At 36.8% G+C, this 21,485-nt stretch carries 20 protein-coding genes; 13 read left to right on the top strand and 7 right to left on the bottom strand.

Annotation, left to right across the window (positions count from 1 at the left end; translation table 11 throughout):
- Window positions 1-3 precede the first annotated feature (3 nt).
- The 3 genes from MKY08_RS20145 (at window position 4) to MKY08_RS20135 (ending at window position 1,447) form a co-directional block, all read left to right on the top strand.
- A complete protein-coding gene (locus tag MKY08_RS20145) occupies window positions 4-285 on the top strand; it encodes a GNAT family N-acetyltransferase (RefSeq protein WP_069508933.1) in 282 nt (93 codons plus the stop codon).
- A 328-nt stretch (window positions 286-613) separates the two neighbouring features.
- The gene (locus tag MKY08_RS20140) at window positions 614-1,063 is read left to right on the top strand and encodes a GNAT family N-acetyltransferase (protein ID WP_069508936.1); all 450 of its coding nucleotides are present in this window, start codon (window positions 614-616) and stop codon (window positions 1,061-1,063) included.
- A 72-nt stretch (window positions 1,064-1,135) separates the two neighbouring features.
- A complete protein-coding gene (locus tag MKY08_RS20135; protein ID WP_069508939.1) occupies window positions 1,136-1,447 on the top strand; it encodes a hypothetical protein in 312 nt (103 codons plus the stop codon).
- 240 nt (window positions 1,448-1,687) lie between these two features.
- On the opposite strand, the gene MKY08_RS20130 is transcribed toward MKY08_RS20135, so the two are convergent.
- From MKY08_RS20130 to MKY08_RS20120, 3 genes are all read right to left on the bottom strand, one after another.
- On the bottom strand, window positions 1,688-2,839 hold the full coding sequence (locus MKY08_RS20130; protein ID WP_069508942.1) for an MFS transporter: 1,152 nt from the start codon (window positions 2,837-2,839) through the stop codon (window positions 1,688-1,690).
- Between the two features lie 112 nt (window positions 2,840-2,951).
- A complete protein-coding gene (locus tag MKY08_RS20125; RefSeq protein WP_069508945.1) occupies window positions 2,952-4,472 on the bottom strand; it encodes a succinate CoA transferase in 1,521 nt (506 codons plus the stop codon).
- A 295-nt stretch (window positions 4,473-4,767) separates the two neighbouring features.
- Window positions 4,768-5,418 (bottom strand): LytTR family DNA-binding domain-containing protein, encoded by a 651-nt coding sequence (locus MKY08_RS20120; protein WP_024361329.1) that lies wholly within the window; start codon window positions 5,416-5,418, stop codon window positions 4,768-4,770.
- A gap of 503 nt (window positions 5,419-5,921) precedes the next feature.
- Here MKY08_RS20120 and MKY08_RS20115 point away from each other — a divergent pair.
- The 4 genes from MKY08_RS20115 (at window position 5,922) to MKY08_RS20100 (ending at window position 9,116) form a co-directional block, all read left to right on the top strand.
- Entirely contained in the window at window positions 5,922-6,716 is a 795-nt protein-coding gene (locus tag MKY08_RS20115; RefSeq protein ID WP_069508948.1) for a helix-turn-helix transcriptional regulator, read from the top strand.
- A gap of 223 nt (window positions 6,717-6,939) precedes the next feature.
- Entirely contained in the window at window positions 6,940-7,701 is a 762-nt protein-coding gene (gene yidC / locus MKY08_RS20110; RefSeq protein ID WP_025220710.1) for a membrane protein insertase YidC, read from the top strand.
- A 55-nt stretch (window positions 7,702-7,756) separates the two neighbouring features.
- The gene (locus MKY08_RS20105; protein WP_069508951.1) at window positions 7,757-8,005 is read left to right on the top strand and encodes a hypothetical protein; all 249 of its coding nucleotides are present in this window, start codon (window positions 7,757-7,759) and stop codon (window positions 8,003-8,005) included.
- Window positions 8,006-8,345: 340 nt separating this feature from the next.
- On the top strand, window positions 8,346-9,116 hold the full coding sequence (locus MKY08_RS20100; protein WP_069508954.1) for a M15 family metallopeptidase: 771 nt from the start codon (window positions 8,346-8,348) through the stop codon (window positions 9,114-9,116).
- A gap of 191 nt (window positions 9,117-9,307) precedes the next feature.
- Here the strand turns inward: MKY08_RS20100 and cls are convergent, their stop codons facing one another.
- From cls to MKY08_RS20085, 3 genes are all read right to left on the bottom strand, one after another.
- Window positions 9,308-10,765 (bottom strand): cardiolipin synthase, encoded by a 1,458-nt coding sequence (gene cls / locus MKY08_RS20095; protein ID WP_069508957.1) that lies wholly within the window; start codon window positions 10,763-10,765, stop codon window positions 9,308-9,310.
- A 254-nt stretch (window positions 10,766-11,019) separates the two neighbouring features.
- Window positions 11,020-11,817 carry a YwqG family protein gene (locus MKY08_RS20090; protein WP_069508960.1) on the bottom strand — a complete coding sequence of 266 codons (798 nt, stop codon included), beginning with the start codon at window positions 11,815-11,817 and terminating at the stop codon, window positions 11,020-11,022.
- Between the two features lie 94 nt (window positions 11,818-11,911).
- On the bottom strand, window positions 11,912-13,072 hold the full coding sequence (locus tag MKY08_RS20085; protein WP_069508962.1) for an MFS transporter: 1,161 nt from the start codon (window positions 13,070-13,072) through the stop codon (window positions 11,912-11,914).
- 478 nt (window positions 13,073-13,550) lie between these two features.
- Here MKY08_RS20085 and MKY08_RS20080 point away from each other — a divergent pair, with 478 nt between their 5' ends.
- On the top strand, window positions 13,551-13,688 hold the full coding sequence (locus MKY08_RS20080; RefSeq protein WP_004232019.1) for an Lmo0850 family protein: 138 nt from the start codon (window positions 13,551-13,553) through the stop codon (window positions 13,686-13,688).
- Between the two features lie 82 nt (window positions 13,689-13,770).
- On the opposite strand, the gene MKY08_RS20075 is transcribed toward MKY08_RS20080, so the two are convergent.
- Window positions 13,771-14,958, bottom strand: a complete 1,188-nt coding sequence (locus tag MKY08_RS20075) for an FtsW/RodA/SpoVE family cell cycle protein (RefSeq protein WP_069508965.1) — start codon at window positions 14,956-14,958, stop codon at window positions 13,771-13,773.
- Window positions 14,959-15,129: 171 nt separating this feature from the next.
- Between MKY08_RS20075 and MKY08_RS20070 the strand changes: the two genes are divergently transcribed.
- From MKY08_RS20070 to MKY08_RS20050, 5 genes are all read left to right on the top strand, one after another.
- Complete coding sequence (locus MKY08_RS20070; RefSeq protein WP_081327861.1) at window positions 15,130-15,882, top strand: hypothetical protein; 753 nt, start codon at window positions 15,130-15,132, stop codon at window positions 15,880-15,882.
- Window positions 15,883-16,084: 202 nt separating this feature from the next.
- Entirely contained in the window at window positions 16,085-17,164 is a 1,080-nt protein-coding gene (locus MKY08_RS20065) for a D-alanine--D-alanine ligase (RefSeq protein WP_069508971.1), read from the top strand.
- A gap of 11 nt (window positions 17,165-17,175) precedes the next feature.
- The gene (gene murF / locus MKY08_RS20060; protein WP_069508974.1) at window positions 17,176-18,543 is read left to right on the top strand and encodes a UDP-N-acetylmuramoyl-tripeptide--D-alanyl-D-alanine ligase; all 1,368 of its coding nucleotides are present in this window, start codon (window positions 17,176-17,178) and stop codon (window positions 18,541-18,543) included.
- A 153-nt stretch (window positions 18,544-18,696) separates the two neighbouring features.
- Window positions 18,697-19,389 (top strand): alpha/beta fold hydrolase, encoded by a 693-nt coding sequence (locus MKY08_RS20055; RefSeq protein ID WP_069508977.1) that lies wholly within the window; start codon window positions 18,697-18,699, stop codon window positions 19,387-19,389.
- Window positions 19,390-19,738: 349 nt separating this feature from the next.
- Window positions 19,739-21,280 (top strand): DEAD/DEAH box helicase, encoded by a 1,542-nt coding sequence (locus tag MKY08_RS20050; protein WP_069508980.1) that lies wholly within the window; start codon window positions 19,739-19,741, stop codon window positions 21,278-21,280.
- The last annotated feature ends 205 nt before the right edge of the window (window positions 21,281-21,485 follow it).

Here is a 21,485-nt window from a genome sequence, read left to right as displayed (position 1 = left end):
GAAATGGAATTCCAATTACAAAATGTAACGGAAAACAAACTAGCTTTTGTTTATAAGCAAGATGGGGAACAGTTAGCAGAAATTACATGGAAACAGGAAGGCCAAGTAATGGTCATGGATCACACTTATGTATCAGATAAGCTCCGTGGGCAAGGAGTTGCCAAAAAATTATTAGATCGTGCAGCAGATTATGCGCGTGAAAATAATTACAAAATGGTAGCAGTTTGTTCGTATGTAGTTGCAGCATTTGAAAAATCTGATGCTTATGACGATGTAAAGCAATAAAAATAAAGCAATCTGCTAAATAGCTTAGAGCTACTATGCGGATTGCTTTTTAGGTTTTAATATAGAACTTTTCCATCTTCGCCATTATAGAAAAACAATACCGTAAATAAGGAATGTTAAAAAGCCTGCGCCACCTACTAAAGAAGCCATGTCTACCCAATCATATACTAAATCTAAATCTTTCATAAAGAACATCCTCCTATCGTTTGTACTATTTCATTATTTCCCTCATATTGTCAGTACTAATCATAAATAAGTACAAAATAATAAAGAATTACGTAAAAATATTCGAATTATGCGATAATATCGACTAGGAGAGTGATTGTGAATGTCTTGGAAAATACAGACGTACGATGAATTAACGACGGAAGAACTGTATAAAATAATTCAGCTAAGAGTAAATGTTTTTATTGTTGAACAACAAACCTGTTATGAGGATTTGGATAACCATGATCAAAACTCTATACATTTATCATATGTTAAAAATGGGAAATTATGCGCCTATGCTCGTATATTACCCCCAGGTGAAAAATTTACAATGGTATCCATTGGTAGAGTGATAACAAGTCAGGAAATGCGGGGTACTGGACTTGGGAAAGACATGATTCGCTTAGCTCTAGAGATAATTGAAGACAGATGGTCAGGTTCAGAAGTATTTATTCAAGCACAGGAATATTTAAAAAAATTTTATAGTTCTTTTGGCTTTCAACAAGTTTCTGCGCCGTATATTTACGATAGCCTGCCGCATATAGATATGCTATATCAAGCAAAAAAATAATGTTTAGTCCTCTAAGAATAGGGAAAAGCTATAGTATAAGGCCAATTTCTATATTTTTAGGAGGGATTTATGATGGCAAAGAATAAAGGGACAGGTGTTGTGCTTGCGGGATTAGCAGGATTTGCAGCATCTTATTTAAGCAAAAAAGAAAACCGTGATAAAGCAATGGATATGTTTAACAGTATGAAAGCTAAACTAGGATCTTTTGTGAATACATCGAATGTGGATATGGATGATCGAGTTGCGGAGCGTATCACAGCCGAAGTAGTAACTGAAGCGGGTACAGCGCCTACAAAGCTAGCTTCCAATGAAATGGTTTCTGAAGGTGGAGGACATACAGGCGTTCATTTCTACAATGAAGAAATACAAGAAAAAGAAAAGTAAAGTGCCAGGCACTCAAACAATTTTAAAGTAAAAATCCACTAAGACTCCAGCGGGAACGCACGCAATGTAAGACGCAACAAGCCGCGCGTTAGCGAGGGTTGCGGCTTACGGTGTGCCCGCCGGAAAGCGAAGTGGATTTTTACGCTTTAAAAGATAGCACAATGCAAAGTGCCAGTATTAGTTAGAAGAAATAGTCTTGCTACTATACGTTTTAAAAAAATAGGAAGTCCAATACTCTACTTAAAGTGATGTATGGGATTGCCTCTTTTTATGTGGAATAAGTGTTATACCAGCAAAGGTGATTAAGATAATGCCTGTAAATATAAACCCACTGACTACACCGAGCGATAACCATCCGAGCAATGAGGAGCCTAGTACAACTCCCAATGAGAAAAATGCATAAAAATAGCCGTATGCTTTCCCACGGATTTCAACTGTCGTAGAATCAATTAATAGCGAATTCACAGATGGGAATAACAAACCGAAGCCAATACCGTAACAAGCCATAGCTATATAAAGGAGAGTACTCGAATCAGCCTGACTAATCAGTATTTGACTGACGCCCATTAAAGCAATACCGAGGGATAATGTTTTTATCGGAGCTACTTTATCAAAAATGCGATTTGTCGGCAATATAAAGACTAGTACAGCGACAATACCGAATGCACTCATTAATGTACCACTTAAGCGTGAGTCGAAGCCTAAAGTTTGGACTTTTAAAGGCAGTAAATAAGCAATAACACCTTGGGAAAACATTAAAAAGAATGCTCCTGAAAATGCCTTTAACGTACCTATATTATGGAAAAATACACTTATTGGGATATAAGTTTTAGAAGATGTTTTGTCCTTTTTGACATGATTAGCATGTAGTAAAAAGAAAGAAAGGATACCTAACAGTAGCATAAAACTTGCAGTGATATTAAAGACAAAAGGTACACTAGTACGACTTGCTAAAATACCACTAAATGCTGGGCCAACGATAGCCGCAATACCTACAAATGCACCTGAAATGGCACTACCTTTGCCCCGCTTTTCTTGATCGGTGGCATTAGCTAGAAATGTAAAAGCCGCAGGAACAATAAAGCCGGCAACCAATCCATGTATAAAACGAACAATGAGGAGGGCAAACGGTGCATCTACTAAATTATATAATGTTAATGATAGGCCCGTTGCCAGCAGACCGACAATTAAAATAACAAAGGGTCCTTTACGATCGGTTAAAAAACCCGAAATAATATTCCCGAATGTATTAGAAAGAGAATACATACCAACTGCAAGTCCGGTTAAAAAGGCAGAGGCACCGAGTGATTCTGCATATGTACTCATAACAGGAAGCTGAGTAAATAGGTCAAAAAATGAAAAGAATATAATTAAATAGATAAATTTCTTCATAACTCCTCCGACTACTTATTACGACATAGTGGGTTTATTATACCATTTTCGACAAAAAAAGAACGCCTAATAAGTTTAAAACAACTTATTAGGCGTTCTAGAATTGCTACTATTAAGCTTTAGCAATTTCTTTTTTCATTGTTTTGTTTTTAGCAAGGTTTACGTGCCAAGAAAGAGCCTCTTCTAAAATATGAGGTGTTTGTTGGTTACCTGTTGCTTCTACAGCACGGTTGTAGTAATCCCATAATTGCTCTTTGTAATCAGGGTGTGCACAGTTCTCGATAATTAAAGGTACACGTTCTTTTGGTGCAAGACCACGTAAATCAGCAATACCTTGCTCAGTAACGATTACGTCAACATCGTGTTCTGTATGGTCTACGTGAGAAACCATTGGTACGATTGACGAAATTGCGCCACCTTTTGCATAAGATTTTGTTACAAAAATACCAAGACGAGCGTTACGAGCGAAGTCACCAGAACCGCCGATTCCGTTCATCATTTTTGTACCTGAAACGTGAGTAGAGTTTACGTTACCATAGATATCTAACTCAAGAGCAGTGTTGATTGAGATTAAGCCCAAACGACGGATAAGCTCTGGGTGGTTAGAAATTTCTTGTGGACGTAAGCATAATTTATCTGCATAGTGTTCCATGTTGCCGAATACACGTTTTTGTAGTTCTTCTGAAAGTGTGATAGAAGCTGCAGATGCGAAGTCTACTTTACCAGCATCAATTAAATTAAATACTGCATCTTGTAGTACTTCAGAGTAAACAAATAAGTGTTCGAATTCAGAATCTGCAAAACCATCAAGTACTGCGTTTGCAACAGAACCTACACCAGATTGAATTGGTGCTAGCGTATTTGTTAAGCGACCAGCTTTGATTTCAGAACGGAAGAAATCAAGTAAAATGTTAGCCATTGTTTGAGTTTCTTCATCTGGAGGCACGATCATTGAAGGTGCATCTGGCTCTTCTGAAATAACAATTGCTTTAATTTTAGCAGGGTCTACTTTAATACCAATCTCACCAAGACGTTGGTTTGGTTTTGTCATTGGAATAACATCACGTTTACCTTGTTCGCCAGGAACATAAATATCGTGAATACCAATTAATGATTCTGGGTGAGAAATATTTAATTCAATAATAATATTTTCAGCGTATTGAGCGAAGATTGGTGAGTTACCAACTGAAGTAGTTGGGATAATATAGCCATCTTCAGTAATTGCAGCTGCTTCAATAATTGCATATTTAATTGGTCCGATAATACCTTGACGAACTAACTCTGCGTTGTGAGAAAGGTGAGCGTCAACGTACATTACGTTACCAGTGTTGATTTGATTACGAATACCAGCGTCAGCTTGGAATGGTCCGCGTTTACGGATAACGCCAGCTTCAGCTAAATACTTATCTACTTCTGGCCCTAAAGAAGCACCAGTATATACATCAATTTGGAATTTTTCGTTTTTAGCACGTTCCACTAATGCCATAGGAACAACTTTTGCATCCCCAGCACGAGTGAATCCGCTCATACCTACTACATCACCGTCAGAAAGAAGTGCTGCAGCTACATCAGCAGATACGACTTTGCTTTCAAGCTCCTTATTACCTAAGCGTTTTTGAATGATTGCATCCATTAAAAAATCCTCCCCTAAATTTGATGGAAACCGATAACAAAACTAGAAAAAACGTGTAAGAATTTTCTGTTTATTTAGTTGTAGTATGACTCCAACCATTTGATTAATACTATCACCAATTTGTCACAAAAACTTTATAAATAGCATTAAATTAAGTAAACGAAGGAAAATCGAGCGGAAGAATGCTTTTTCGACAGAGAAAACGTTTTAATGTAGCGCTATGTATTATGTAAGCGTTAAATTTAAAAAAGTACAGCAAGTCCTCCTTAAGAGGATACCTGCTGTACTTAAGAAATTAGAAGCCTAAAGAACGACGGAAGTAACTTGCGTAGCGTTGACTAACAGGGATACGCGTTCCATCTTTCATAATTAATAAGAAAGTTGAATGTGAATCTGGTTGAATTTCATCAATATAATCGATGTTTACAATGTATGAACGGTGACATCTAATAAATGAATCTGGCGCTAAAAATAGCTCTAAATCACTTAAGTTTAAACGGTGATAACCTTCGCGCCCCATTGTTTTCACAAATGTTTTACGTAGCTGTGTTTCAAGATAAATCACTTGATCATGTTTAATCGGATACCAACAGTCATCGATTTTAATCGTGATGTAGTTTGTTAAAAATGCTGATGGCTTTTGCGGGAAGATTGCTGTAATTGCACCTTTTGTTTCGCCTTCTTCCATTAAAGGAATACTCATGCCATAGTAAGCAACACCAAATACATCAGGTTCGATATAGGTGCTGATTTTTTGCCCATAGCTTAAAGCTTTGTGTGCAGCCGAGCCTTCTTTGATAGGGTCACCTGGCTTAATTTTTAAATCAACTTTTTTGCTCGGTTGGTAGTACAAGTATTCATTTGTATCAGAAATTGCGATTGAAGTATTCTCAGGGAAAAACTCCTTTATAATCTCCATGATTTCTTCTATTTGCTTTGGATCCACTATTAGCACCTCATTTTACTTTTAAAAATAGTATTATCATCTATTTTACTACATATTCGTATAAATTATATAGAGAAGATTTCGGAATAAAATAGAGATATGTCGATTGCTACATTAAAAAGATGAAAATTGACTTACATAAAATTCAAGGTATTATAATTAATTACTAATTATTTTTAATATGTATATGGTAAAATTTAAATGTCTATTAATAAGTTTACAAGGTTTCTACTGTATTTATATGATAAATTAGAACTAGGACGATGTACAAAATGTGGTTGAAAGGAAATCGCAGAATATGGTAAAATTCACTTTAAAGTATATTTTTTTTAATACTAGAGTTTAAGTTAGGTTATTTTTAAGCTATATTCAAGATATAATTGTGTAATAGGACTCAATTCATATGATAAATAAGTAAATACTTTTTTCTTATTTAGAAATTGTAATTTGATGTCAAATATTGTAATGTAATTCGTGCACTCTGAGGAAAGATGGGGAAGATTATGCAACTACATCAACATTCTATGTCAGAAACGATATCAAAAAGATACTTCCAAGAAATCGATAATATTAACCAATACATCGGTGTAGAAGAATTTTTTAATATTGAGTCAAAATTAATATTTGAAATTTACCATTTAGAATCTGCAAAGGCTAAAAAATCTTTGCATGAATTAATTGATATTCTTTCTATACGTTTTGGCAAGCAGGTCATTAAAATAGTGCGAGGTTATTTTTCCGTTTTGTCGTCGATTGTTGCTCGTAAATTGCTAGACAATCAAGTACCTTCGAAGAAAGCCTTTGCTTTTAATATTGCTTGTAATGATATGATTGAAAATCAGATGAAAGACGCAGAATTTTTGCAATTTGCTGATGATTTAATTGATTTCTTTGTGTATTTTATCGCAGATAGAAAGCAACCGACTTTCCGTCATCAGACAGTCAATAAAGTGATTATGTATATTAATGATGAGCTAGAGAATGATTTAACAGTGGAGAGTATCGCGAATAACTTCCATATTAGTACAAGTCACTTGTCGCGTATTTTCAGAGAACATGTGGGCATAACATTGGTCGAGTATTTAAATGTTCGTCGCGTAGAGGAATCGCAATATTACCTACGACATACGAATAAGAGTATTACATCCATTTCAGACCAATTCCATTTTTGTAATCAGAGTTACTTCACGCGTATTTTTAAGAAATATACAGGAGTAACACCTAAACATTTTCGTGATGAGCTGCATCATGAATTTTACCGTTTTGAAATGAACGAGGCGGAGATGCAAAACGCTTAATATTGTGGGACAATAAATGGCACTCAATGAATAAGAACATACTGTAAGATGCGATTGTATTAGCGATGCTAAAGCGCGCATCTTTTTTATGTGAACAAACTACCATTGTGTCACGCTTCCTTTAACGCCTAAGCGTATTTGATAAGTAGCGCTTGCTATTTGATAAAGGTAGTCTTAATAAGGTATACTTCACATTAGTTGAAAAATAATAGTAGGTGGAAAAATGAAAAATTTGAAGCTTTTATCAATGCTTGGGCTTGTTGTTTTTGTATTAAGTGGCTGTAAAGCAGTTGAGAACAAAGAAGGCTTTTTCTATAGTGTTTTTGTAAAACCTATGGAATTTTTACTGGAGTTTTTCGGAAATGATATTTTTTCAGGTAGCTATGGTTTAGCAATCATCGCTATCACGGTTCTTATCCGTTTAGTCTTAATGCCGATTATGTTGAAAAACTATCGTCAGCAACAATTGATGAAAACGAAAATGGATGCCTTCAAACCTGAAATGGAAGCCGTTCAGAAAAAAATGAAGGAAGCAAAGACAAAAGAAGAACAAATGCAATATCAGCAAGAGATGATGGCGTTGTACCAAAAACATGGTGTTAATCCTTTAAATATGGGCTGTTTACCAATGTTAATTCAAATGCCAATCATTATGGGTCTTTACTTCTCAATTTTATATTCTGCCGATGTGAAATCACATATGTTCTTATGGTTTAGCTTAGGTTCACCAGACATTGTGATGACAATAATTGCGGGGATTGTTTATTTGGTACAAGCACGAGTTTCTTTATGGACTGTACCAGAGCAACAAAAAAAGCAAATGAAGATGTTTATTTACATTTCGCCAATTATGATTGTCTTTATTTCTATGTCTTCTATGGCAGCACTACCTCTTTACTGGTCTGTCAGTGGTGCATTACTAATTCTTCAAACGTATATTGGTCGAAAATACTATTCGGAGCATCCCGAAAAAGCAGAATCATAAATGAATTAATGTCGAGGCGCGTTGTAGCCTCGATTTTTTTTAGGAGGAAAACAGCATGAATATAAAATGGATATCTTCAATTTTAGTTGCAGTATTTAGTATTGCGGCCATTGTATGCATTATTATCGGGCATTTTAATTTAGCGGTGCTAGCAATGACTATAATGTTTGCCTTGTCAAACGGCTTTAGAGCGAAGAGTTTTAAGGAACAAGGATATGTTAAAGAGGCGAAATGGATGAAGTATATGGCAATCTTTTTCTCTATTGCTTCAATCGCGGTGCTTATTATTATTTTTACAGAATAATGGGGAAAAGCTACACTTAAAAATGTGAACAGTGATAAAATAAAACTATCAAAATATAGTGTATTAACTTGCTTTGGCAGAAGCCTTTCCAATACAATAAGTGCCATGTATGTACTCGCAAACGGTGAGGGCAAACCTTGCTGAAACAAGTTAAATACTTGGCGGCTGTCAAAGATGTAGAAAAAGCCTTTCGAGTCGTTTTGAAAAAAATCTTGACGCCATTCCGCCGAGGTGTAATTGATTAAAGGTCTTAGGGTTGCTCAAACTCCCATTGCAACGACCTGATTTTGAAATCTCGTTTTGTTTAGCAACCCTGCATCTACACAAAAGGGGCAAAAAAATGAAAAAAAATCGTCTACCACTTATTATTGGCGCTATTATTTCAGCGGCACTGATCGTATCTATTTTTATAGTAATTAAATATAAGAATAATCAAGTCAATGTAGCGTCAGATGAAAATCAACCAGTAGCAGAACAAGGCAAAAAAGACAATCCTACAAAAGAGCAACCAAAAACACCTGAAAATGTAACTGAACCACAAGAACAGCCAGACGAAAACGGCTATTACCCAAATCAAGCAATGCCGACAGAGCCTACTTATATTGATGGTATTTTACTAGCTAATAAAAAATATCCACTACCATCCACATTTGCACCTGGTGAAAATCCAGAGGCACGTCAAGCGTTAAATAAGATGATAGCAGAAGCTAAACAGCAGGGCTTTAACTTAGTCGCTTTTAGTGGATATCGTTCTTATGAATATCAAACAACATTATACAATAATTATGTTAAGCGCGATGGTCAGGCTGCTGCAGACCGCTATAGTGCACGTCCAGGCTTTTCTGAGCACCAAACAGGCTTAGCGTTTGATATTGGTGAAGTTGGCAAAGAAGATTTATGGCTGACGGAGGAGTTTGGTGAAACACCTGCAGGAAAATGGTTATTCGAGCATGCTGCAGAATATGGTTTCATTTTACGGTTCCCTCAAAATAAGGAGCATTTAACAGGTTACATGTATGAATCTTGGCATTATCGTTATGTTGGAATCGACATTGCTAAGAAAATTAAAAAACAGAATAGTACGTTAGAAGAGTATTTAGGTGCACAATAAAAAAAGAGCTTGGAGACATAACCTCAAGCGAGCGTTAGTAATAAAAAGGCGATGTCTCTAGCTCAAAACGCACGCAACGTTACAGAGTGTAACAGGGAAGTAGTCACTGTAGCGAACCATAGCAAAAAGTGTTAGATTGACTGCAATCAATCTAACACTTTTTCTTTTGTACCCAATTAATAAAGGGATTATTACAATATTGGTGTTAATAAGCGTGAGATGGATTCTTTGAATTTTATCATGCTTGAACGGTTTTGATACATTTCCCAAGTTAATTCTGTGCTGTCTAAAATGTCCTTTTCAAATAGCTCAGCTAATTGGTGGGAAATTTTGGAATCGTAGATGAAGGCATTGACTTCGAAGTTTAGACTAAAACTTCGGACATCGATATTTGCTGTTCCTACTGTAGATGCTTCATCGTCAATAATAATAGCTTTAGCATGAATAAATCCTTTTTCATAAATATAAACCTTTGCCCCTGCACGTAATAATTGGCCTACGTAAGAGTATGTTGCCCAATAAACAAACATATGGTCCGGCTTATTAGGAATCATAATACGTACGTCAATGCCTGATAATGTAGCAATTTTTATGGCGTCTAAAAAACTAATATCAGGAATAAAATAAGGGGTTTGAATATAAATATATCTCTTGGCCATATTAATCAGCTTTAAATAGCCGATTTTTATTTGTTCCCAATCAGAGTCAGGTCCACTCGAAACGATTTGTAAACCGACATCACCTTTTTTCGGGATAGCAGGGAAGTAACGATCAGAATAACCCATCTTTTGCTGTGCGCACGCTTGATTCCAATCTAATAAAAAGCGTGTTTGCAGTGGGTGGACAGCGCTTCCCTCAATACGTAAATGCGTATCTCTCCAATAGCCAAATTTCTTTTGAAGGCCAAGGTATTCATCTCCTACATTAAAGCCCCCGATATACCCAATACGACCGTCAATTACTACAATTTTACGGTGATTTCTAAAGTTGAGACGTGGGTTAAGAAGTGGGAATATGGAAGGGAAAAATACTTCCACTTCGCCGCCCGCTTCAAGGAGTTTCTTAAAATGTCTTCTTTTTACATTACGAGAGCCCATTTCATCATATAAGAGCCTTACTTTGACTCCTTGTTTTGCCTTTTTAATCATTGTGTCAATAAGACGTGTACCTAAATTATCTAAGCGGAAGATGTAATATTGAATATGGATATGATCTTTAGCTGCTTCGATATCTTTTAATAGCTGTTCAAATTTGTCTGCACCATCGTCAAAAATAGCAAGGTGATTGTCTTGGGTTAATACCGCATTATTTGTTTTTAAATGCATATAAATCATTTCTTTATAATTTTCGGCATTTTCAATACGAAACTCGAACGTATTATCTCGTATGGTGTCTATTTGATAGCTAATCAGATTATCAATCCCAATGTCTTTGCGCCCTTCCCAACGAAACAAATGTTTCCTGCGCAGTTGTCTGCCAAGTAGTAAATATAAAATAAATCCAGCTAATGGCAAGAAAAATAGGACAAGAATCCATGCCCATGTAGAACTAGCATCTTTACGCTCTAAAAATATAATTGTCATCGCAGATAAGATATTTACGAATAAAATTAAAGGTACTAGATATTCTACATCTGTAAAAATGCTCATTCCTGCACCCCTTTACTATATTTCACATTATATCTAGTATAGCTTACTTCACAGGTGGAAAGAAAGGACAGTAAGTGATTTGTTATTATCACAAAAAAATACCATCAAAAGTAGAGGCAATCCCTTTGATTTTTTGATTTAAGGGTACAGCTAGAACCGATGATTAAAATCAGACAAGCCCCACCACAAAAAATTAGTGCTGGGGCCTGCTAGTTATCTATTCATTTTAAAAAGAAAGAGGGGAATCGGCTAGGTTATACATAATGTTCCCATTGAAATAGTATATCGCTAAAATCTTGTTGAAGAAGTTTATCACGATTGATAAAGAACTTCCCTACGCCACTATCCGCCCACATAATACCGAACTCGTCATTGGAATCAATTTGTAGTAAAAGTACATCATATCTCTGTAGCAGATGAGATTCGTGCCGAATGTCTTCCTCTAAAAAATATGCGTATCCGCCTATTTTAGCGCCAGCTCCTAAAAAATGCTGTAAGTAAATTTCGTGCAAATTAACATCATGATTTGGTGTACATATTAGACTCGGTAAATAGTGTACAGCTCGATAATCTAAAGCCGAGACAGGTTCCTGTGTGAAGTGGAATTGTAGCGATAACTCTTCTTTAATAGGAAACCAATCATCTGACGTCACAGAAGGTTTTTCTTGCGTTGGCATGGCTGTTTTTGTTTCTAATGTTGGGTAAAATCGTACCTTATAGAACTGTTGAAAAATGTCTTCCTTATAATGTGCCGCATTGGTAAAAATATTAGATGAAATAAAAAATTGTAAAATACCTTGTGTAGGAAAATTTTGTATTGTCGGTATTTCTGCAAAATTTATTTGAGCTAATAAACGCATCGTTTCACCAGTAATGTCCTTTGGAACTGTTTGATAATAGGGTAAATAAGGTTCACCGGCAAATTTACTCTCTGTTATTGTAGTTGAGCGTTTACATAGCGATATAGTAATCACAGACAGTAACGAATCTTCAATTTCAGAACGTAATGGTTCGAGCTCTCTTGGAAGAGAAAAATTTATTGTTTTATTCATGCAGTATCCTCCGAGTTTACGCTTTCAAACATGGATGTCATATAAGTTTAACAAATACATTTGTTGCTATTAGTTACGACATATAGTGCGAAAATTATTCAAGTCTTAAAGTTTTATTTGAAGCCTTATAAATAAAGATCAAAATAATCGAGATAATTGCGATAGCTGCAGCAATATAGTAGCCAAGATTAGATTGCACGGTAAATAACCATGTGAAAAATAGAGGCCCGAGAATACGCCCTAAATTATCCATTGAGTAGGAAAGCCCTGCTGCTGTCCCATATTGGCCGCCAGATTCTTTGGAGGATAATGACACGACACATGTTCTTGCAAGGGCATTTCCGGCTGTAAAGATACAAAGTGCAAAACCTGCCATCAATAGATTGCCTGTTAAAGTAAATAAAAGCATACCGATTGCTGTAATGATTTGAGCTCCAATGAGCCAAGATGTTTCTGTGCCATTTTTAATGCGACGAACTACGCCACCTTGTATGGCTGCATCTACAAAGCCACTAAACATAAATAAATAACCGATTTGCAAAGGTGTTATTTGTATACGATCAATTTGAAAAAGTTGGAATGTTGCTTCTACTCCTGCGAGCATAAAAGTCACTAAGAACGAGAACATAAATAAATAACGAACACGATATTGCAGCATTTTGCCAACACCTTTTGGGACAATTGCTCTTTTTGTTATATCTTTTCGTTTTTCTGGTTCTTTTAAGACGAAAGTTGCATAAATAAATAATAGCGCGATTAAAGCTGCTGATGCGATAAATGGTAATTGCAAGCTATAATGACCTAACATGCCGCCAATTGCAGGACCGAAGATAAAACCTAGACCAATGGACATGCCCATAAAACCCATGTACTTATTACGATCTTCCTCGCTCGACATGTCACCGATAAAGCCTGTTACAGCTGTATACAATGCACCTGAGAATAAGCCACCCACGATACGTGATACGTATAACATTGTTAAATGATCAATGAACATTGAAAAAATAATGAAACTAAGACTGAATCCTACCAATCCCGTTAAAATGAGTTGCTTACGACCAACTTTATCAGAAAGCTTTCCCCAAAGTGGTGCGGTAAAAAAACTTGCAAGAGAATACACTGTCAGTAAACCGCCTACATGGATGTTTTGCCAATCGTGTTGGACGATGACCTCTGGTAGGACAGGAATAATAATTCCAAAGCCTAGGTAGACGAGAAATTGCACTGACATTAAGAGTAAAATTGGTTTTATCATTTAATTTCCTGCTTTCTTACAATATTTCAGTATGTATATTCTACCTCTCTTGTTCTTGCTATTACAAGGGAACGGTAGGGGAAGCGTTTGAAACGAAGATAAGGATTGATTTAGTCTGTGTTAAGTTATGATTTTGCGTAACGGTTCATCCACTATATTTATTCCTTCTTTCATTCCCTCTTTTAGTAGAAGATTGTTCCTGCTGGCTGGTCAAAAAATAATGAAGAACGACGAATAGAATGGATTTGATGGGCTAATAATGTATTTATCGAATTTTATTCTATAGTGTATTTTGTTTGCCTAAAAAAGTGACCTTTAAACATAATTTACATTGTAACAAAATTGAAAAATATTAAAGGCGAGTTAAATGGTATGATAGATACAGATAAACTTGTCTGACATCTAACACTTAGAAAAAATGAAACTTTTTTGGAAATAAAACGTTATATAAAATCGAGAAAAGATTGAGGTGGAATGTATGACGAAGGAAGTAGATTTGAAAAAGATTGTTTCGAATTTATCGAAGTTGGGTGTGACGGCTACTGTAACGAAGTCTCGACTTGAACTTTTAAAAGTGCTGACACCACCAACGCAAACTCCGCAAGTTCAAGCTTAACTCATTTTACAAAAAAGAATGGATAGTTCTCTTTCGAAAATAGAGAGACTATCCATTCTTTTTTATTTAGTATTCAAACTTTTTAATCCTCTTCATCATACGTTGTAAACATGTAAGTACGATAGTGGAAACGCATGCTAAAGACTAGCCCGATGGCCAGTGCATTCCCCATTAAAGAACTCCCTCCATAACTGATGAATGGAAGTGGAATACCTGTAATCGGTAGGAGCTGAATTGTCATCCCGATATTCTCGAACACATGGAACGTAATCATCGCAATAATACCTGCACAAACATAAGTTGAAAAAGGGTCTTTCAATAATAATGTAGTTTTTGTTAAATGATAGATTAGCAAAAAGAAAATACAGATTACTATACTTGCACCAATAAACCCCCATTCCTCGCCGATAACGGTGAAGATGAAGTCCGTATGATTTTCGGCTACGTACACTTCACGACCACGGAAGCCCTTACCGAAGATTTCACCAGAACCAATTGCGTTTAAGGAAGTAATCAAATGGTATCCATCACTCGATGAATACGAATATGGATCTAGCCAAGAGTATATTCTGGCAAACTGGTACGCTTTAAAGCCAAATGTTTTTTCTAAAAATTCCTGCATGTAAAGTGCCATCCATAGGAGGCTTCCTCCGACGACAGCGCCACCTAAAAAAGTAGGTAATAAAATTTTCCAAGAAATACCTGCTACGATAACAAGTGCAGCAGTAATCGCAAAGAAAACAAGTGCTGAACCAAGGTCAGGCTGTTTCATAATAATACCAAGTGGTATAATCAACGTTATAGCGATTTTACCTAGTAAAATGAAGTCAGATTTAATGGATCTTAAAGAGTAGACTTCATGATGTTTACTAATAAGGCGTGCAAGCGCTAAGATGTAAAAAGTTTTCATAAATTCGGAGGGCTGGATATTACCAAGTGGTGTATGGAACCAGCTTTTAGCACCATTCACTGGCTCACCAATTTGACCTTTACCTTCCGGCATGAAAATAAGCAAAACTAAAAGAGCAATTCCAGCTCCGTACATATACCAAGCCATTTTTTTATATTGATCAGGCTCGAAAAACATAATGACACCGATAATAAATGCACCAATTACATACCATCTTAATTGCAAAGGTACGTAATTAATACCGTATTGTCCGGAAGTTTGAGCGGATGCAATTGCTAATAAACTAATGACAAGAAAAGTGAAAAGTATAAAAGCGAGCGTCCAGTCAAAACGGTTCACGAAATTTCGTTTATTTTCCATAAAAGCCACCTAAAATAAAATAGTTTAAAATCTGCGCACAGACGCATGTCGAACATTAACATTATAACGCAAAAAACAATTTTACGCCTGAGTATATTGTTGTGACGACAAATAGCATAAAATGTTTCAAAAAATGATGTTTAGTTTTATAATAAAGTGAAGAATGGGGTGATGGATGTGGCTAAGAAATTAAAGTCAGCTGAAGATTTTATGTATCATATATATGTTCATATGAATGATGTCGATAAATTTGTTATATTTAGCGGGCTTAAATTCTCGCAATTTGTGGCTGCTTTAGATCCACTGCATCACTTACTATTACTAAAGCATTCCTATGAAGATGGATCATTTAATATGCATACACAGTTTGATTATATACCAGATGAGGAAGTTCCTCGTTTTGTAAAGAAAGCTACGGAGTCGAAAGAATTGTGTTGGGTAGATTTTATGGATGAAAAGAGGCTAGATCAGCTGACACCGATGGAACAGGGAGAACTGCTTTACATAAGCCATAAAAAAGAACCGATTACTTCGCCATTTTTTAATAAATTGCAAAATCGGTTTGTTTATTGTTCTTCGGATGTAGAGAAAATGACGAAAATTTATTTTCGCCATTTAAGTGATTCGGATTTGCTTGTCGCTAATGTGTTTAATACGTTAATACGAGAGAAAGAACGAAGCACAGGTTTTTGGCGCCGTAAAGTAAAATCGAGTATTCCTTCTCTTACGCCGGAATTTTTGCGTGCTTATCGCTCCTTTGCTAAAGAGGGTGCATTATTGTCGCTGTACCGCATTGAGAAGCCGAAAGCAGCATATGGTATAGAAATACGTAACTTATCAGATTATTCCTTTCCAGATGAGGTCTGGGATGATTTAAATACAATTTTGAAAAACGAGCACGATGAATTGATTCATATTATTTAACGTTATTTAGCAGGTATTTCACCAGCTAAATAGGAATGGAACTCAAGAAAGTGATAGTCAGTCATTTTACTTGGGTGACCAACTTGAATGAATAAGGCACTCAAATCTCACCGTCCAAATTACGGTGAGATTTTTATGTCATTTGTCAAGCCGTTTCGTGATAAACTAATAATACTCAAGAAGTATGTGGAGGGCACAAAAAATGAAAAAAAGAATCGGTTTATTATACGGCGGAAAGTCAGCGGAGCATGAGGTGTCATTGTCGACGGCGTGTGCAGTCACTGGAGCTTTGAATTTCGAGGAGTATGAGATATATCCGATTTACATTACACCAGATGGGGAATGGCGACGTGGCGAGCGTTTAGAAAAACCCGCAAATTCCATTGAAGAATTGCAATTTGGTGATGATGCCATTATTTTAGAAAATAATATTACAGCGTTTTTAATTGATAAAAGCGGGGCAGCGGTCCAATTTGATGTTATTTTCCCTTTACTGCATGGAACAAACGGAGAAGATGGAACTGTGCAGGGTTTACTGGAAGTGTTGAATCTTCCGTATGTCGGTAATGGTGTGTTGGCATCATCTGCAGGTATGGATAAAGTGATTATGAAACAATTGTTTGAAATTGCTGGCTTACCACAAGTGCCATATACGTACTTCATTCGTAGTGAATGGAAGAAAGAGCAAGATGCTATTTTAACGCGTTGTGAACAGAAATTGTCTTGGCCGATGTTTGTAAAGCCAGCAAATTTAGGCTCAAGTGTTGGTATTAGTAAAGCATCGAACCGTGAGGAACTAATTCAAGCAATTGAGGTAGCATTGCAATTCGACCGTAAAATTGTGGTAGAGCAAGGCATTGTAGCACGTGAAATTGAATTAGCTGTACTGGGCAATGATTTTCCAGAAGTATCTGTGCCAGGTGAAATTAAGCCTATGACAGCGTTCTATGATTATGATTCAAAATATAAGGATGGTTCAACAGCATTGATTATTCCTGCTGAACTACCTACAGAAGTTGTGACAAGCTTAAAAGAGTACGCAAAAAGTGCGTTTAAAATTTTAGATGGAAGTGGTTTAGTACGCGCGGATTTCTTTGTCACGGCAGATCATGCCATTTATATTAACGAAGTAAATACAATGCCAGGTTTTACACCTGTTAGTATGTATCCGCTTCTTTGGCAACATACAAACGTAAGTTACCCAGAGCTTATTAATCGACTGATTGCACTAGCACTTGAGCGTTCTGAAGAAAAACAACAGCTTCACTATAAAAAAGACTGAGTGGGATTATTGTGAAAAAGACATTAAAGGAATTAGCAGCATGGTTAAATGATGAAGTGCCAGCTTTCGGAGACACGATTGTATCTGGTATATCGATTGATACAAGAACAATCTGCCAAGGGGATTTATTTGTGCCATTCCGCGGTGAACAGGCAAATGGTCATAAGTTTGTACAACAAGCTTTTGAAAAAGGAGCGGGTGCTTCGCTTTGGCAAAAAGATGAACCAAACCCGCCAAAGAATGTTCCTTTACTATTTGTGGATGATTCAGAGTTGGCGTTACAGCAAATGGCACGTGCTTATCGTAACGAGCATAAGGCGACCTTTATTGGTATTACAGGATCGAATGGTAAAACATCCACAAAGGATATTTTAGCAGGCACACTAGCACCGTTTTTTAAAGTACAAAAAACAATTGGTAATTTTAATAATCAACTAGGCTTACCGATTACGATTTTACAGCTCCAAGAGGATACAGAAGTTGCTGTACTTGAAATGGGCATGAGTGGATTTGGGGAAATTGAGTTTTTAACAAAGTTAGCCCGTCCTCATATAACAGTAATTACCAATATTGGTGAGGCACATATGCAAGACTTAGGCTCGCGTGCCGGTATTGCAAAGGCGAAGTTTGAAATTATACAAGGTATGCAAGAGGACGGTGTGCTCTTTTATGATGGTGATGAGCCATTATTAAATGAGCTTGTTGCAAAAGAACAACATTTAAATGCACAGGCGTTTGGTTTAGAACCAGGCGATTTGTTATATGCTGAAAATATTGAAGCAACTGCAAGTGGTAGTAGTTTTACAACACATGGTGCTATTGAAGGTGATTTCTTTATTTCTGTTCTTGGGAAGCATCAGGTGAAAAACACTTTAATTGCCATGCTTATCGCGCAAAAACTAGGTTTAACTGATGAGCAAATTCGTACATCTTTAAAAGACGTAACGTTAACGGATATGCGTATGCAGCAAGTACAAGGAAATCAAGGTGCATTATTTATTAATGATGCTTACAATGCTGCACCTACGTCGGTAAAGGCGGCGATTCAGTTTATAGCCACAACAACTATTCGCCCTGAAAAGTGGCTGGTCTTAGGTGATATGCTCGAACTAGGGGATAATGAAAAAAGCTTCCATGAAGAGTTATCATTAGCAATTCATGAAAGTGAAATTGATTATGTGTGCTTGTACGGTCCGCGTATGGCTTTCTTGTATGAGGTGTTGAAAGAACGTTTCGACGCTGACCATTTACTATACGATAAGGCTGATTTTGCGCCTATCATTGCAAAGCTGCAACAGGCAACAGAGAAATCCATTGTATTATTAAAAGGATCACGTGGTATGAAACTAGAAACAATTTTGCAAGCATTTACTTCATGATTTGCGATTGTTTGACATAATGAATTTGTTACTTGGGGTAAAAATCCGCTCTGGTTTACAGTGCGATGATTTTTACCCTTTATTAAAAAGCATATAGAAAGCGTTTTGTGCGCTATGTTGCTGGTAAAACAGCCACTTTTTGAGGTGAGGGTAATGACGATAGGTGTATTATGCATTCATGGATTTTCGGGTGGTGCTTATGAGGTAGAGCCGTTTACAGCTTATTTACGAGCCAATACAGATTGGCTAATCGAGACACCTACCTTATCTGGGCATGGAGAAGAACTAAAGATGAAAGGCTTTACCGCACAACATTGGTTAATGGATGCGGAGTTAGCTTTTCGAGCGCTATCGAAAAAAGTGGATGAAGTGATTGTCGTTGGTTTTTCTATGGGCGGGATTATTGCGTTATATTTAGCGAAACGTTATAAGGTGAAGAAGCTTGTCCTGCTTAGTGCTGCAGCCAAATATATTAGCCCTAAGCAACTTGTAAAAGATTTTAAAATGCTAGCAACCGAGGCGTATCATCGCAACCTTTCGAATAATGAGCTGTTTTTGAGATATCGTCATAAGTTTAACAACGTCCCCTTAGCAGCTACAATTGAGTTCATGAAACTCGTACAAAGGGTAGCGCCATATTATCAAGACATTAAAATTCCAGTGTATATCGTTCAAGGAAAATTAGACGGAATTGTGCCCTATCATACCGCACAATATTTGTTTGATCAGCTTGCTTCAACAAATAAAAAGTTGTATTTTTCTAACAATGGCAAACATCATATTTGTTATTGTGAAGATTGTTTTGATTGGTTTACGAAGGTTTTAGCGTTTTTAAAGGATATGTAAAGTAGTCAGATTATTACGACTCATGCGTTATCGTTGCATACGTTTGATTCCCGTGATAGACTAGTGTAAGCAATGGATACATTTTGTGCGAAGACTCTTCATAATTTGGTTGAAGAGTACTTTTTTTTGAACACAACGGTTTTATTCTAAGTGAATAATTACGCAGAATTGAACCGCTCGGTAAAGACCGGGCTTTCCTTTTCATATAAGAGAGCTCTACTTGAAGCATTTGTAGAGAGAATTTTTAAGTAACGGAAACGTTCCACAACACAGGCTCGAATTTGCCGACAACTTCATCTGAAAATGTAACCATTTGTCAACTTAAAAGGAAAAAAGGAGATTGAGAAGTTTGACAAATTTTTCAGAATTAAATATTAGTGAATCTACACTACGTTCAGTAAAACGTATGGGATTCGAAGAAGCAACACCAATCCAAGAGGGTACTATTCGTTTTGCCATTGAAGGTCGCGATGTATTAGGTCAAGCGCAAACTGGTACAGGTAAAACTGCCGCTTTTGGTATTCCACTTATCGAGAAAATCGATCCTAAAAACCCTAATATCCAAGCGTTAGTAATTGCTCCAACTCGTGAATTAGCGATTCAAGTTTCAGAAGAACTATATAAAATCGGCTACGACAAGCGTGTAAAATTATTATCAGTTTACGGTGGTCAAGAAATTGGACGTCAAATTCGTGCGCTGAAAAATAAACCACAAATTATTGTAGGTACACCAGGTCGTATTTTAGACCATATTAATCGTCGTACTTTAAAACTAGAAGATGTTCAAACACTTGTACTGGATGAAGCAGATGAAATGTTAAACATGGGCTTCATTGATGATATTAATTCAATTTTAGAAAACGTACCTGCTGAACGTCAAACATTATTATTCTCAGCAACAATGCCACCAGCAATCCGTAAAATCGCTGAGACATTTATGCGTGACCCTGAAATTGTAAAAATTAAAGCAAAAGAATTAACAGTGGATAACATTGATCAATACTTTGTGAAAGCTGCTGAGCGTGAAAAATTTGATGTTTTATCTCGTTTATTAAACGTTCACCAACCAGAATTAGCGATTATCTTTGGACGTACAAAACGTCGTGTTGATGAGCTAGCACAAGCTTTATCAATCCGAGGATATCTTGCTGAAGGAATTCATGGTGATTTAAGCCAAGCAAAACGTATTTCAGTTTTACGTCAATTTAAAGAAAATAAAATTGATATCCTTGTTGCAACAGATGTAGCAGCTCGTGGTCTAGATATTTCAGGCGTTACACACGTGTATAACTTTGATATTCCTCAAGATCCTGAGTCTTACGTTCACCGTATTGGTCGTACTGGCCGTGCCGGAAAATCAGGTCTTGCAGTAACATTTGTAACTCCACGTGAGATGGGCTATTTACGTATTGTTGAAGAAACAACGAAAAAACGTATGACACCACTTCGTCCGCCAACAAATGACGAAGCTTTAGTAGGTCAACAACGTTTAGCTATTGAGACACTTGAAGGTCTTATTGCCAATAATAACTTAGGTGATTATCGCACATTAGCTACAGAAGTCCTTGAAAACCATGATGCTATCGATGTAGTAGCAGCTGCATTACGCTCATTAACGAAAGAGCCGGATGATACGCCTGTTACAATTACAGAAGAACGTCCATTACCAATGCGCCGTGAGCGTTCTGGTGGCGGTGGTGGCCGTGGTGGCGATCGTAATGGCCGTAACAGAAGCGGTGGTGGTCGTAGCTTTGGCGGTAACCGTCGTGAAGGTAGTGGTGGCGATCGTCGCAACAGTGGAGGCCGTCGTGAAGGTGGTCGCCGTGAGGGCGGAGCTCGTCGTGAAGGTGGACAAGGTCGTTCACGTGCACCACGTCGCCATGAAGACTAATGAACTTTCAAACCTTACAGTCAAATTGACTGTAAGGTTTTTTATATTTATATTTGAATTAATTTATTTGGAATGTTTGGAAGAGGGAGTGAGTGTGCGAGCGACGGAAGTGGCTCACTATAAGTATCTCACTATAGCGTCGTATACCAAAAAGGCGATATACTAGATGTTTAGACGGCGGTTAACTATGATGAAAAGGCTATGG

Source organism: Lysinibacillus sp. FSL M8-0337 (genome assembly GCF_038593855.1).
Lineage (GTDB): Bacteria > Bacillota > Bacilli > Bacillales_A > Planococcaceae > Lysinibacillus > Lysinibacillus sphaericus_D.
Note: the sequence above shows the minus strand (reverse complement) of the source record. Positions and strands in the feature narration are given on the sequence as shown.

Excerpts from the sequence above, each read along its gene's own strand:
- MKY08_RS20145 (WP_069508933.1), top strand. The coding sequence starts at position 4 with ATGGAATTCCAATTACAAAATGTAACGGAAAACAAACTAGCTTTTGTT.
- MKY08_RS20140 (WP_069508936.1), top strand. The coding sequence starts at position 614 with ATGTCTTGGAAAATACAGACGTACGATGAATTAACGACGGAAGAACTG.
- MKY08_RS20135 (WP_069508939.1), top strand. The coding sequence starts at position 1,136 with ATGGCAAAGAATAAAGGGACAGGTGTTGTGCTTGCGGGATTAGCAGGA.
- MKY08_RS20130 (WP_069508942.1), bottom strand. The coding sequence starts at position 2,839 with ATGAAGAAATTTATCTATTTAATTATATTCTTTTCATTTTTTGACCTA.
- MKY08_RS20125 (WP_069508945.1), bottom strand. The coding sequence starts at position 4,472 with ATGGATGCAATCATTCAAAAACGCTTAGGTAATAAGGAGCTTGAAAGC.
- MKY08_RS20115 (WP_069508948.1), top strand. The coding sequence starts at position 5,922 with ATGCAACTACATCAACATTCTATGTCAGAAACGATATCAAAAAGATAC.
- yidC (WP_025220710.1), top strand. The coding sequence starts at position 6,940 with ATGAAAAATTTGAAGCTTTTATCAATGCTTGGGCTTGTTGTTTTTGTA.
- MKY08_RS20105 (WP_069508951.1), top strand. The coding sequence starts at position 7,757 with ATGAATATAAAATGGATATCTTCAATTTTAGTTGCAGTATTTAGTATT.
- MKY08_RS20100 (WP_069508954.1), top strand. The coding sequence starts at position 8,346 with ATGAAAAAAAATCGTCTACCACTTATTATTGGCGCTATTATTTCAGCG.
- cls (WP_069508957.1), bottom strand. The coding sequence starts at position 10,765 with ATGAGCATTTTTACAGATGTAGAATATCTAGTACCTTTAATTTTATTC.
- MKY08_RS20090 (WP_069508960.1), bottom strand. The coding sequence starts at position 11,817 with ATGAATAAAACAATAAATTTTTCTCTTCCAAGAGAGCTCGAACCATTA.
- MKY08_RS20085 (WP_069508962.1), bottom strand. The coding sequence starts at position 13,072 with ATGATAAAACCAATTTTACTCTTAATGTCAGTGCAATTTCTCGTCTAC.
- MKY08_RS20080 (WP_004232019.1), top strand. The coding sequence starts at position 13,551 with ATGACGAAGGAAGTAGATTTGAAAAAGATTGTTTCGAATTTATCGAAG.
- MKY08_RS20075 (WP_069508965.1), bottom strand. The coding sequence starts at position 14,958 with ATGGAAAATAAACGAAATTTCGTGAACCGTTTTGACTGGACGCTCGCT.
- MKY08_RS20070 (WP_081327861.1), top strand. The coding sequence starts at position 15,130 with ATGGATGTGGCTAAGAAATTAAAGTCAGCTGAAGATTTTATGTATCAT.
- MKY08_RS20065 (WP_069508971.1), top strand. The coding sequence starts at position 16,085 with ATGAAAAAAAGAATCGGTTTATTATACGGCGGAAAGTCAGCGGAGCAT.
- MKY08_RS20055 (WP_069508977.1), top strand. The coding sequence starts at position 18,697 with ATGACGATAGGTGTATTATGCATTCATGGATTTTCGGGTGGTGCTTAT.